The following is a 13,645-nucleotide window of genomic DNA, read 5'->3' on the forward strand; positions in this document are numbered from 1 at the left end:
GGCTCACGGTGTCAACTCCCGGCGCAGCAGGTTGCGGTCGAACTTGCCGTTGGGTGAACGCGGGATCTCCGAGCGCACCACAACCTCCTTGGGCACCATGTACAGCGGAAGGCGCCTGCGGAGCTCGGCGAGCAACCCCGCCGGGTCGAGGTGGGCGTTGCCGGCAGGGCTCACGACGAGGACGACGTGCTGTCCGATCCGGGCATCGTCCACGCCGAGTGCCACGGCGTCGCGGACGAGCCCGGTGTCGTAGACCACCTCTTCGATCTCCGTCGGGCTCACCCGGTACCCGGACGTTTTGATCATGTCGTCTTTGCGGCTCACGAAGTACAGGAAGCCGTCCTCGTCCCGGACGACGATGTCACCCGACCAGACCGCGATTTCGGTCGTGTAGAGCCCGGCCGCGCGGCCCGGCACCGGCCGGAAGCGTTCGGCGGTACGTTCGGGATCGTTCCAGTAGCCCAGGGCGACCAGCGCGCCCCGGTGCACCAGCTCGCCCGGCTCACCCGGGTCACACACCGACCCGTCCGGCCGGACCACCAGGATGTCGGCGTTGGGGATCGCCTTACCGATCGAGTCCGGCCGGCGGTCAGCCTCGGCCGGGTCGAGGTACGTCGACCGGAACGCCTCGGTGAGCCCGTACATGAGGTACGGCCGGGCGCCCGGGAAGTGCGCCCGCAGCTTCTCCAGCGTCGCCGTCGGCATACGGCCGCCGGTATTGGCGAAGTAGCGCATGTTGCGGGTTGCCTCCACCGGCCACGCTTTGTCGGCCAACTGGATCCACAACGGCGGTACGCAGGTCAGCCCGGTCACGCCGTGCTTCGCGCACAGTCGGATCACGTCGGTCGGGGCCAGGTAGTTCACCAGCACGACGTGCGCGCCCGCGCCGAAGCCGGTAGTGAGCTGGCTGAAACCGGCGTCGAAACTCAACGGAAGCACCGCGGCGATGACGTCGTCGGCGGTGTTGCCCAGGTAGTGGCTGACGCTTTCGGCGCCGACGATGAGGTTGCGATGCGACAGCACCACACCCTTGGGTTTCCCGGTACTGCCGGACGTATAGAGGATGGCGGCCATGTCGACGTCGACCCCGGCGGGTGCCGGTGCGACGTCCCCGCCGCTCGTCAGATCGGTCCACTGGCTGACCGCGTAGTGCGTCTCGCCCGCGGCGGGTGCCGCGCCAACTACCACGATGTGCTCGAGCGACTTGCATCCATCGAGCTCATCGTGCAGCAAAGCCAGGAGCTCGGCCGTGGTAACCAGCACCTGGGCGTCGCAGTCGGCGATGATGTACGCCACCTGCTTGGCCCGCAGGATCGGGTTGACCGGTACGAACACGCCACCGGCCGCCGACGAGCCGAACAGGGCGGCCACCGTCTCGACCCGCTTGTCGAGGTAGACCGCGACCCGCCCGCAGCGCTCCAGACCAAGGCGGCGCAGACCGGCGGCCACCCTGACAACTTCCCGCCACAGCTGTGCGTAGGTCAGCGTCGAATCCTTGGCGGTCAACGCGGGGGCGTCGCCCCGCCGGTCCGCCATCTCCGCGACGAGGTCGTGCACTTGCGTCCGCATCCCGATGCCCCTCTCGCCGGTCCGGCGCGGCCATCCAGCCTCACCAAGTCACACATACGAGTTCGCTGTACAGGTAGTCGATCTGGCCTGGCGCCAACCGGGCACTCTTGAACATCTTTCGACGAGGAGAGCGCAGCAGGATGGAGAGCCGGGGTCGATGGCCGGTCACCCGCGGTTCCACGAGGCTCACCGGAATCCGGTGGCGCAGCAGGAGGTGGCGGGCCAGCGGGAGGGCCAGCCGGCGGAACAGCTCGGGGTTGCTGACGTGGAGGATCGACGCGAACAGGGGGAGCCGCTTGCGCCGGTCCCTGCGGAAGATGACGTAGCACCATTCCTCGCCACTGCGCAGTACGAGATGGTGGGCGGCGGCGGTGTCGACATGGTCGCGGTACACCTGCAGCTCGCGGCCGGTCAGCGTGCTTTCGATGACCCGGGGATCGGCGCTGACTCGGTACCTCCCAGGCCAGGAAGGCCACGGCAGATTGGGCACGAGTGCGGTCGTGGTGTCCAGGAACTGGAACTTCAGCCGGTTGTTGATCGGCACGACGCTGCCACTCGGCGAAAGGTCGGTGAAATGCAGGTCTTCCTGGCCGAGTAGTGCCTTGAGCAACCGCACGCTGTGGAAGCGGTAGTCGGGCAGCACGCACCATGCGCCGAGATTGCAAAACCGCTCGGGTCGGCCGCCGACCATGCGCTCGGAATAGAACGCGAGATAGACGCCCACCACGGCGTTTTCGTGTTCATCGTCGATCAGCATGAACCCGTGGTTGGGAGCGTCGACAGTCCACGGCACGTCGACCGACCGTGCCCAAGCCTCAGCGGACACCCGACGGTTGAGGTGGACGTGCAGGAACTCCGCCACCCGAGGCAAGTCGGAACCAACAATCGGGGCGACACGGACTGCCATCGCGGCTGCTGTCTCCCCTTCTCACGCCGACATCGTTCGTGGGCAACCTACCAGGCATCGTGAATGGACCACAGGCGGACGTTCGGGCTGACCGGGTCGCCCGTTTGACGTGCGCACGCGATGTTCCACCGGCAGCATCCGCCGCAGCGGTGATCGCCGATAGCCGACAGCACAACTTCGAAACAGCCCGTTCCGCACAGGGCCGCGGGACTGCACAATTAGCATCGCTGGCCGCTTCGGTCGTATGGACGCTGGCGACATCTGTCAGGAGCGAAATTGACCGGTAGCTCGGAGACGATCGCGGTCGTGGTCGTCACGTACAACAGCGCACGATTCGTGCCGGATCTCATCGCGTCGCTGGCGCCCGGCTTGCGCGGGTTAACCTGGCACCTGACTGTCGCGGACAACGCGTCGTCGGACGACACCGTCGCGGTGTTGCGCAATGACGCCCCTTGGGCGCGGGTCGTCGAGACTGGACGCAACGGCGGATACGCTGCCGGCATCAACGCCGCCGTCGCCGCCGCCGCGCCGCACGACGCCGTGCTGGTGTTGAACCCGGACATCCGCCTCGCGCCGGACTGCGTGCCGGAGCTGCTGGCGGTGCTGCGGCGGCGCGATGCCGGCATCGTCGTGCCCCGAATCGTGCGGGCCAATGGCGACTTCAGCCCGAGCCTGCGACGGGAGCCGACCATATTGCGCGCTCTCGGCGATGCGCTGCTCGGAGCCAACCGGATAGGTCGGATCGGCCGTCTCGGGGAGGTCATCACAGACCGCCGGTGGTACGCCGAGGAGACCAGCGTCGACTGGGCCGAAGGCTCGATCATGCTCATCGACCGTGCCTGCTGGGACGCCTGCGGCCAGTGGGATGAGTCGTTCTTCCTGTACTCAGAGGAGACGGAGTTCGCTCTGCGCGCGCGCGACCGCGGGTTCGCCATGGTCCTCGCACCGCGCGCCCAGGCCCGGCACCTGGAGGGCGACTCGGCCACCTCACCGCGGCTATGGGCGCTGCTCACGCTCAACCGCGTCCGCCTGTACCACAGGCGGCACAGCCTGCCCAGCGCCGTCGTCTACTGGTCGCTGATCGTGCTGCGGGAGGCGAGCCGGGCCGTCGTCGGCAACCGCTGCAGCCAGTGCGCGGTCCGCTCCCTGGTCAGTTTGAGCAGGCTCCGCGAACCCCCCGGACCGATGAGCGTTCACCCGGCCGCCTGATCCGCCCCGGTCAGTGCCGGACAGGTCACCGCCAGCGCTTGACGAATCCGACGGCGGCCGACCGGATCCGGCGGGTGACCGGCGGCACCACCACGGCGGCGGTCCGCACCGTTGCGGCATTGTCGCCGCACCTGACGCTAAACCGCGGCTGAAGCCACGCGTCGCGTCGCGCCGGTCGCCGGTCGCTGGTGAACACCCGTTGGTAGCCCAGGCGGCGAAGCTGCGACAGCAGACTCCGGTCGTACCGCCCCAGCGGGCAGGCGGCTGCGACAACGCCACCGCCGGACACCGCGGCGAGTCGGTGGCGCGCAGTGACCAGCTCCTCCTGCCGCGTACCCGCGTCCATGCCGCGCCACGACCGATGGTGCATGCCGTGCGTGCCGATGCCCATGCCGTGACCTTTCAGCTCGCGGACCGCGCCCTCGTCGAGGCTTCCCTGAGCATTCAGCCGACCAGCCAGTACGAAGAAATCGGCGTGCAGGCCCCGCTCCACAAGGGCGGGCAGGCCGATCTCGACGTCGGAGGCGTTGCCGTCGTCGAAGCTGATCCGCGCCGACGGCCAGCTCATCACCTCGTCGAGGATCCGGTGGAAGTCGTCGGTGCTGATCCAGTAGCGGGCCTCGCCGGGGTCCAACTCGCGTTGCGGTTTCCCGATGCCGTGGAAGCACACATTGATCACGTGCCGGGTGTTGTCACTGTCAGCCATCGTTCTCCACACTCGCCAGGGATTGCTGTCGGCTCGACTCATCGCGGCCCCAACCGCTCCGGCCGGCGGAGGCCTCCCGCCGGGCTCGTAGCGCCGCCACGAGCGTGATCCCGATGTAGAAAGCGGCGGCGGGGGCCAGCCAGGGACGCGGCAGGACGACGTCGCGTAGCCACGACGAGCGGACCGAGCGGCGTACGGCTGCGGTGGTTACCGACCACTGCGCGGCGGCAGCCCGCATGGCAGCGTTGCCGGCCCGCACCCGCACCAGACGCCGTACGAGGTCGCTGGTTCGACGCGGGGTGGCTAGGTGCGAGGTCGCTCCGTCGATCTCACGCTTCTCGTCCGAGGCGAAGAGCGCGTCGAGGAAAAGGTCGTCGGCGGTCATGACCGGAAAGGTGTCGAAGCGGGCACGCCCGGCGGCCGACAGCGCGATGACGCCGCGACCGAAGAGGCTGTGCCGGAAGGCGGGGAGCCTGGAGTTGATCGCGTAGTAAGCGCGAACGGGTGTCGGACGGCCCGCCACGTCCAGCGTCCGGCCCGGCACCACAGCCAGCGGCGGGTCGCTCCCGCCGTCGACCGGACCGCTGAGCGCCGTGACGAGCGCACCCAGGGCACCGGGGGAGAGCACGACGTCGGCGTCGAGGTACACCCGGGGGAAGCCGACCGCGACCGCGTCGCCGGCGTTGAGGGCGCCCGCCTTCCCGGCCTCGGGCACGTCGAGCACCCGTACCCCGGTCCGAGCCCGCGCGACGGCGGCCGTGGCGTCAGTGCAGCCGTTGGCCACGACGGTGACGTCGAGCGGTCCAGGCGGCGCGCCGGCCAACAGCGCGTCGAGGCAGCGACCGAGCACGGCCTCCTCGTTATAGGCGGCGATGACGACACTGATCACCGGCGCGCCTCCGGCACACCCGTCGCCCGCGCGTCCGCCCGGGTCAGGCGTTCGGCGTCCATGGGAGGCTGGGTGACATCCGGTGGCCCCTCCGTGCTGCTTCGGCGGGGTGCCAGCAGGCGGTGCCACACCGCGATGTACGCCCTGGTCTGATGCTCCCAGGACAGCCGCTCGGTGAAGCGGGTCCGGCCGATCTCGGCCATCCGCGCCCGGCGCGGTGCGTCGTCGAGGAGGTCTTCGATCGCGCCAGCGAACTCCTCCGGAGTCCCGTTGGGCACGTACACTGCCGCTTCCCCCGCGGTTCGCCGGGTCTCGGTCAGGTCCGCGGCGACCACCGGCACCCCACGAGCGAGATACTCCACCGTCTTGGCCATTGTGGACAGATCGTTCATCTTGGTCGGACGATCTGGTTGGATCGCCACCGTCGCTGTACGCAGCAGCTCGTCCACCGCCGGGCCGTCGAGCCAGCCGGTGAACTCGACGACGTCCCCCAGGCCCCGGTCGGCGACCAGTTTCCTCAGCGCAGGCATGCTCTCGCCGTCACCGGCGATCACCATCCGAAAGTCCCGACTGCCCCGCAGTCGGATCAACTCATCCGCGGCGAGAGCCGCGCCCTCGACATTGTCCTGAGGGCCGATTACCCCGACGTACACGATCTGGTGCTCGCCGGTGGCGGACGCTGGCTTCGACGATCGGATCTCGCCGGCGGCCGGGCCGTTGCGTACCACCGTCACCCTTCCCGGCTGGACGCCACGACTCAGCGCGTTGTTCCGGAACGACTCGTTGGTGGCGAAGACCGCGCTCGCGGTTCGCAGGGTGAGCCACTCGAGCGTCTCGAGCACTCGGAACACCGCCCGGTTGGGCGAACCGCCGGAGCGCGTCGCGTAAATCTCCGGGCAGAGATCGTGGTGGTCGAACACCCACGGGCGCCCGATGGCCCGGACGAGGAGGGCGAGGGGCCAGTACACGTCTGGTGGGTTGCAGACTTGCACCGCGTGCGCCCTGCCGCGCAGCATCTCGCCGAGCAGCCGCACCGCGATGCACAGGAACGACCAGCCGAACTCCGCAGCGTACGAGACCACGCCGGACCCGTAGACGAACACCGGATAAGGGCGGAGTCGAGTGCCCCGGCTGCCAGGTAGGACCTTGAGGTCCTTGTCGCCGCGCGGCGCGATCACCGTGACGTCGTATCCGTTGGCCTCGAGGGCGAGGCATTCGCGGATGACGCGGCGGTCACGCTCGGCTGGGAGATTGGCGACGAGGAGGGCGATGTGCGGACGGGATTTCTTCATGTCACCTTCTTGGACCTTGGCTTCGGCCGTGCGTCATGGTTCCCGTGCATTGCTGAAGAACACTCCTGAACGAGCCTCGTCCCGGCAATCGGCCGCGAGGTCTTTTCGTGTCGCATTTCAGGCAGTCGTGGGCGTCAATCACCGATGTGGACCACGCCCGACAGCCATTTGCGGTTAGGTGGTCGTATGGACGGAACAAACAGTCGACCGAAGTCCGGAAAAAAGGTCCCGACGGTCCATCCGTGGCCTGGCCGAACGGGGCGGGCCGACGGCCTGATAGGTGTCCTTACTGGACCAACGGCTCGGCGTGCTGCAGGAGCGGTTGGTCGCGTCGCTTGTGCCAATTTCGGGCGAAGAAGGCGCGTACGACGTAGGTAGCCTTTGAACGGCCTCGGGCCCGGCTGCCACCTTGCCAACGTGCGAGCGGCGGTCGGATACTTGCGCGGACGGCCGCTCGGCTGACTCGTTGGTCAACACCGCCAAAGGATCATGATGGACCTCTGGGACCTGACCCGCCTGCTATTCCGGCGGTGGTACATCGCGCTCCCGATCCTGCTGACGTCACTACTCACCGCAGCTCTGGTTGGCCAGTCAGTCAAGCCCGACTACCGTTCGACGGGCAATGTGGTGGTCATTCCCGCGCCTGGGCCGCCTACTTCGACGGCGACACCGGCGCCGGGTGAGAAAACGCCACCGAAAAACCCGTGGGCGGATCTCGGCCTGGAGGCGCTCGGCAACGCGGCAATCCTCAAGGTGCTCGACCAGAAGGCGCTGAAGAGTCTCGCCGACGCGGGCCTCTCCGACAGCATCACAGTGCAGATGACCCCCCGGACGCCGATCCTCTACGTCGAGGCGGTCGGCACGTCGCCGGCCCAGGCCACGGCGACGGTCCGGGAGGTCATCAGGCTGCTCATAGCCGAGGTGGCGGAGCAGCAACGGCGCTTCGACGTGCTGCCGCAGGACACCATCACGACCCTCACGCTGACCGACGGTGCCGACGTCGCAGCGGTCACCTCGAAGGCCAAGCGCGTGTTGATTGTGATCGTCGGACTGGGATTGTTGATCACTGCCGGCGGGACGATCGGCTTGGACGTGCTGCTGCGTCGGCGCCGCGGTGTCGGGCGGGTCGAAGCCGACGGTGCGGACGGGGAGTCTCGGCGCGAGATCGTGAGCCGGGTGTCGGGCGAACGCCGCGCCGACGTCCCGCACTCGGCCGCTGTGGCAGACGCTACCGAGGCCGTCGGACGACGGCGGTTCGCTCCGGCCGGGCAGCAGCCGGCGGTGCCGTCCCGGCCGCCGAGGGTCGCCGGAATGTATCGCGGGCAGGAGCAGCCCGGCGCGGGCGGCGAGCGGCGCGCTGGCGCCAACTCGAACGGGCCAGCTGAAGGCATCGAGTACGTCGTCCCCCAGGCGAAGCCCACCTCGGCCTCAATGGACAAGACGGTCATCCTGCCGCCGACGCGCAGCCAGCGGATCGGACGAGAAGATCGAAATGGTGGGCGTTGAGTTCGGCCCTACTGCACCCGGCCGACCTTGAGCCGTCGCTGCTCGAGGTCCGCACCTACGCCACGCGCCGCCGGCGGGCTCGGGTCGACGCGGCAAGCCTGCTCAGCCTCATGGTGTTCCTGCTGTACTGCCTGCCGGCCACGCTCATCGTGCCGGAAATGACGTTTGCCGGTCGACCGGCACTCCTGGTGGCGTTCGCGCTCGCCTGCTGGTGGTCACTGACCCGGCTGCATCCCCGACTGGTGATGCCCGGGCCCCAACCGATGCGCTGGGCGGCTTTTGCCTATCTCATTTCGTTTCTGCTGTCCTACCTCGCAGGAAAGATGCGCGGGCTGCCGCAGTTGGAGGCGAACGGGCAGGACTTCGCCATGATCGTGATGGTCGAGTTCCTCGGCGTGGTCCTCATCGCGGCGGACGGCGTGCCCAACTGGCAGCGACTCGCCGGCGTCCTGAAGATCTTCATCTGGTCCGCCGGGTTTGCCGCGGTTGTCGGGCTCCTTCAGTCGGCGACGGCGTTCGACATCACGAGGTACATGACACTGCCGGGTCTGCGCTTCCACGGCGAGGCGGCGGACTTCGCGGCGCGGGGCGATGGCGGGCTCTTCCGCGTGGCGAGCACGACCGCGCACTACATCGAGTTCAGTACGGTGATGGCGGTGGCCGTGCCGTTCGCGATCCACTTCGCCCGGTTCGCACCCTCGCGCTCGGCACGCATCGCCAGCGGATTGATTGCGCTGTTGATGGTCGCGGTCATCCCGATGACGGTGTCCCGGACCGGCGTCCTGGCACTCACTGCGACAATCGCGGTGGTGTTCATCGCCGCCTGGAACTGGCGGACCCGTTACCACGTCCTGGTGTTCGGCGCTGTCACCGTCGGTGTGCTCATGGTGGTCAGACCAGGGCTGCTGGGCACCATGAAGTCGCTGTTCGTGTCAGCACCGGACGACCCGAGCATCCTGGGCCGCACTCAGGACTACGAGTACGTGGCGTACTGGTTCACCCAGCGTCCCTGGCTCGGGCGAGGCCCGGGCACGCTGATTCCGGACCTCTATCTGATCCTTGACAACCAGTGGCTCGGGACGTTGGTAACCGGCGGAATCGTGGGTGTAGTGGCATTCGCCGGGCTGCACATCACCGGCATTACGTTGGCTTCCATCGCAATGCGGCGATCCACGCGTTCCGAGGAGCGCGATCTGTGCGCGGCGCTCATCGCGGCTCAGGTCACGTCGATTCTGGTGGCCGCCACGTTCGACTCACTTGCCTTCACCACGTTCTCGTTCACTCTCGCGCTGACCTGCGGACTCTCCGGCGCCGCCTGGCGCCTCACCCATCCGCATCGGACGATCCGTACGTCCACTGTCCGGCGGTGGAGCGACTGACGCTTGACGTCGGCTGTGTTACAACTGTTCACGTGCCGAGCCACGTGACGGAGATCGACGCGGCCCACCATGGGCTGCGTCAGAGCGGCGTAGACGGGCGTAATCGGAGGCGCCTCGCGGTGATTCCCATCCGACCGGACGACTGCTGTCGGCCGAGCGGTCAGCGTCACGCTCAGAACGTGTGACGATGCCCGCCCGACCCGGGCGCCGCTACGGCACCATTACCAATTGTGGCGGATTTCGGGAGGCACTACGGTCGCCTTGAGTCGCTGGGGCGTTTTGCTTCGCTGCATCAGCCAGGAGAGGGCATGCCGTGGGTAGCGATCGGAAGGGACGCGTCGGCAGGCCGCCTCGCACAGCGAGCGCGATTCAGTGGGCGCCGGTGGCGCCGGTACCGGGCCGGCCGGCGACATTGTGGCGACACATCCGCAAGCTCAAGGCTGCGGTGGCCATCACGGGCCTGTTCCTCGCCGGCGCGGTGATCGCGCAGCCGGCCATCGCGGCCGACAACCCGTGCTCGCTGAACCCGATCGTGTGCGAGAACAGCGCAACTGGCAGCCTGCCCACGGAATGGGACGACATGTACGGCTCCGGTGACTGGGAAATCCAGGGCTTCGCCACCGAGATGAGCGTCAACGTCGGGCAGACGGTTTCGTTCAAGATCGATACGCCGGCCACCAGCTACCGCATCGACATATACCGGATCGGTTACTACGGCGGCAGAGGGGCGCGGAAGGTCGCGACCGTCAATCCGTCGGTCGCCCTCCCGCAGAACCAGCCGGCGTGCGTGACGGACCCGGCCACCGAGATATTCGACTGCGGCACCTGGGCCGTCTCGGCGTCGTGGGCGGTCCCGGCGAACGCGGTGTCCGGCGTGTACGTGGCGAAGCCGGTGCGCACCGACGGCGCTGCCGGCACGAGTCACATCCCGTTCGTCGTCCGCAACGACGCCAGCCACTCGGACATCATCTTCAAGACCTCGGACGCCACCTGGCAGGCGTACAACACCTACGGCGGCGCGAACTTCTACTGGGGCGGCCCGAACGGTCGGGCGTTCAAACTGAGCTACAACCGGCCCTTCGCCACCCGCGGCCTGGAAGACGGGCGTGACTACCTCTTCAGCAGCGAGTACGCGATGATCCGCTTCCTTGAGCGGAACGGGTACGACGTCAGCTACACCACCGACGTCGACGCCGACCGCCGGGGGCACCTGATCAGGAACCACAAGGCCTTCCTCTCCGTCGGTCACGACGAGTACTGGTCGGGCGCCGAGCGCGCCAGCGTCGAGGCCGCCCGCGACGCAGGCGTGCACCTGGCCTTCTTCAGCGGCAACGAGGTCTACTGGAAGACCCGCTGGGAGTCGAGTGTCGACGGCACCAACACCGCCTACCGAACGTTGGTCTGCTACAAGGAGACCTGGGCCAACAGCAAGATCGATCCCACACCCGAGTGGACCGGTACGTGGCGGGACCCGCGCTTCAGCCCGCCCGCCGACGGCGGCCGTCCCGAGAACGGGCTGACCGGCACGCTGTACCAGTCCAACAACACCGACCTCGCCATTCAGGTGCCGACCGAGCAGGGCAAGAACCGCTTCTGGCGCGACACCAGCGTCGCCACGCTGGGCGCTGGGCAGGTCGCCACGCTGGCGCCGCACACCGTGGGCTACGAGTCGAACGAGGACCTCGACAACGGGTTCCGGCCGAAGGGTTTGATCCGCCTCTCGACCACGACCGGCCCCACCCCCGAGTATCTGCGCGACTTCGGTAGCACGACCTCGCCAGGAACGACCACCCATCACCTGACCCTGTACCGCGCGACCAGTGGCGCGCTCGTATTCAGCGCCGGCACGATCCAATGGGCATGGGGCCTGGATTCCCAGCACGACGGCCCGCAGGAGCCGGCCGACCCGCGCATGCAGCAGGCGACCGTCAACCTCTTCGCCGACATGGGCGTGCAGCCCGCCAGTCTGATGAGCGGTCTGGTGCCGGCGACGGCCTCCGCCGACTCTGTAGCGCCGACCACGGCCGTCACGTCCCCCGTCAACAACACGTCCCTCGTCAACGGGTCCGCGGTGACCCTCACCGGTACGGCCGTCGACGCCGGCGGACGCGTCGCCGGCGTCGAGGTGTCGACCGACGGCGGTGACACCTGGCACCCGGCCACCGGTACGGCTTCGTGGAGCTACACGTTCTACAGCAACGGGGTCGGTACGCAGGTCGTCCAGGCGCGGGCGATCGACGACAGCAACAATGTCCAGCAGATCCCGGCCTCGGTCACGCTCAAGCTCACCGGTCCCAGCACGCTCTTCGGCGCCCGGGTGCCCGCCGAACCGGCGGTCGGCGACACCGCGGGCGTCGAGCTCGGCGTGAAGGTCGTCGCGCGAAGCGACGGCACGATCACCGGGATCCGCTTCTACAAGGGCGCCAGCAACACGGGTACCCACAACGGTTCGCTGTGGACCTCCACCGGCACCAGGCTCGCGACCGGCACCTTCTCCAACGAGACCGCGACCGGTTGGCAGACGCTGGTCTTCTCCAGTCCGGTGCAGGTCCGCGCCAACACCACTTACATCGCGTCGTACTACGCACCCAATGGTCACTACGCAGCGGATCCGAACTACTTTAGCTTCGGCGACCACGAGGCAACGCCGTTGCTGGCCCCTCGCTCGTACACCTCAGGCGGCAACGGCGTCTACCGCACCGGGGCGGGCTTTCCGGCCAGCTCCTACGGCGACACCAACTACTACGTCGACGTGCTGTTCTACGATGGCGATTCGTCCGAGCCGGCGGTCCTGTCGGTCTCGCCCGCCCACGGCCAGACCAACGTGGACCTCACGGACAATCCGGCGGCGACGTTCTCGAAGGACATCGACCCGGGCTCGATCGAGTTCACGTTGAAGAACGCGGCCAACGCCGACATCGCCGGACTTGTCGCGTACGACAACGCAACCAGGACGCTGACCCTCACTCCGACGTCCGGCCTGGCCGCCTCACAGAACTACACCGTGAGGTTGTTCGCCCGGGACACCGACGGCCGGCCGATGGAGGAGGCGATGACATGGACGTTCACGACCACCCCCTACAGCCAGTTGTCAACCCTGTTCGCAGTCGATGCCGTACCGGACATCGCCGCCTCCGCGGACTCTGGTGCGCTGACGCTCGGCGTCAAGTTCGTCCCGACGGTCAACGGCAGGATTGTCGGCGTGCGGTACTACCAGGGGCCCGGCAACGACGGCCCGCACACGGCAAGCCTCTACTCCGAGACCGAGACGTTGCTGGCCAGCGCGACGTTCTCGGGTGGCGGTACCGGCTGGAAGAGCATCTACTTCGAAGATCCGGTGACCGTGACGGCCGGTAGTACCTATGTGGCGTCCTATTTCACGCCGAGCGGTCACTATGCATACAACGCCAACTTTTTCTCGTCGGCCTACACGAGCGCGGACTGGGCGCTCACCGCACCTGCGGGCAGCAACGGTGTCTACCGGTACGGCTCCGACGGCTTCCCCAGCAGCACCTACAGCAGCGCCAACTACTGGGTGGACCCGCTGTTCCTGACCGATGCTCCGCCACCCGGTCTGCCGACCCAGCCCCACCCACCCGCCGGATCGTTGATGTTATTCAGCGGCAGCGACACCCCGGCGCTCCCGAACGACCCGGACACCTCGTCGATCGAACTCGGTATCCGGTTCACCAGCGAGGTGGCCGGCAAGGTGGCGGGCGTCCGGTTCTACAAGGGCAACCAGAACACCGGTGCGCACACCGCCACGCTGTGGTCGCCGGATGGCCAGCAGTTGGCGACCGGATCGTTCATCGCCGAAAGCGCCAGCGGTTGGCAGACCATGCTGTTCTCGCAGCCGGTGGCGATCACGCCGGGCGAACCCTACACCATTTCGTACCACACGGATGTCGGGCATTACTCAGTGACCGTGAACGGGCTCGCCGACGGCCGGAATCAGGGGCCGCTGCAGGTATCGGCGGGTGGCGCGGTCTATCGATACGGCTCGACCGCGTTCCCATCATCGTCGTCCAACCACAACTATTGGGTTGACGTTGTATTCACGCCCGACAACTAGGATCGGCTAAAGCGAAGAATGTCTGTACGGATATGAGACTCGGCGCGGTCGGAAGACCGATCGGCGTGCCCACGATTATTGATCCGCGAATGGGGAGGCATCGTGGCCACCACGAC

At 67.8% G+C, this 13,645-nt stretch carries 9 protein-coding genes; 4 read left to right on the forward strand and 5 right to left on the reverse strand.

Annotated features, from left to right (window positions below; translation table 11 throughout):
* Window positions 1-3: 3 nt before the first annotated feature.
* Both OG470_RS18895 and OG470_RS18900 read right to left on the reverse strand, forming a co-directional pair.
* Window positions 4-1,569 carry an acyl-CoA ligase (AMP-forming), exosortase A system-associated gene (locus OG470_RS18895; RefSeq protein ID WP_328414027.1) on the reverse strand — a complete coding sequence of 522 codons (1,566 nt, stop codon included), beginning with the start codon at window positions 1,567-1,569 and terminating at the stop codon, window positions 4-6.
* 40 nt (window positions 1,570-1,609) lie between these two features.
* On the reverse strand, window positions 1,610-2,431 hold the full coding sequence (locus OG470_RS18900) for a hypothetical protein (protein WP_328414029.1): 822 nt from the start codon (window positions 2,429-2,431) through the stop codon (window positions 1,610-1,612).
* A 351-nt stretch (window positions 2,432-2,782) separates the two neighbouring features.
* Between OG470_RS18900 and OG470_RS18905 the strand changes: the two genes are divergently transcribed.
* Window positions 2,783-3,685, forward strand: coding sequence for a glycosyltransferase family 2 protein (locus tag OG470_RS18905; RefSeq protein ID WP_328414032.1), 903 nt, complete (start codon window positions 2,783-2,785; stop codon window positions 3,683-3,685).
* Between the two features lie 25 nt (window positions 3,686-3,710).
* On the opposite strand, the gene OG470_RS18910 is transcribed toward OG470_RS18905, so the two are convergent.
* From OG470_RS18910 to OG470_RS18920, 3 genes are read right to left on the reverse strand one after another with little or no spacing between them, the layout of a single operon-like run.
* Window positions 3,711-4,391: a polysaccharide deacetylase family protein gene (locus OG470_RS18910; protein ID WP_328414034.1), complete on the reverse strand. Its 681-nt coding sequence runs from the start codon at window positions 4,389-4,391 to the stop codon at window positions 3,711-3,713.
* Window positions 4,384-5,280, reverse strand: coding sequence for a glycosyltransferase (locus OG470_RS18915; RefSeq protein ID WP_328414035.1), 897 nt, complete (start codon window positions 5,278-5,280; stop codon window positions 4,384-4,386). Before OG470_RS18915 ends, OG470_RS18910 begins: the two co-directional genes overlap by 8 nt.
* On the reverse strand, window positions 5,277-6,572 hold the full coding sequence (locus tag OG470_RS18920) for a glycosyltransferase family 4 protein (RefSeq protein ID WP_328414037.1): 1,296 nt from the start codon (window positions 6,570-6,572) through the stop codon (window positions 5,277-5,279). The genes OG470_RS18915 and OG470_RS18920 overlap by 4 nt, the downstream gene beginning before the upstream one ends.
* A 492-nt stretch (window positions 6,573-7,064) precedes the next feature.
* On the opposite strand from OG470_RS18920, the gene OG470_RS18925 reads away from it, so the two are divergent.
* From OG470_RS18925 to OG470_RS18935, 3 genes are all read left to right on the forward strand, one after another.
* Window positions 7,065-8,078, forward strand: a complete 1,014-nt coding sequence (locus OG470_RS18925) for a hypothetical protein (RefSeq protein WP_328414039.1) — start codon at window positions 7,065-7,067, stop codon at window positions 8,076-8,078.
* A gap of 110 nt (window positions 8,079-8,188) precedes the next feature.
* Complete coding sequence (locus OG470_RS18930) at window positions 8,189-9,457, forward strand: O-antigen ligase family protein (protein WP_328414041.1); 1,269 nt, start codon at window positions 8,189-8,191, stop codon at window positions 9,455-9,457.
* A gap of 382 nt (window positions 9,458-9,839) precedes the next feature.
* Complete coding sequence (locus tag OG470_RS18935) at window positions 9,840-13,529, forward strand: DUF4082 domain-containing protein (RefSeq protein ID WP_328414043.1); 3,690 nt, start codon at window positions 9,840-9,842, stop codon at window positions 13,527-13,529.
* Window positions 13,530-13,645: the final 116 nt, after the last annotated feature.

The sequence above is a fragment of the Micromonospora sp. NBC_00389 genome (assembly GCF_036059255.1).
Lineage (GTDB): Bacteria > Actinomycetota > Actinomycetes > Mycobacteriales > Micromonosporaceae > Micromonospora.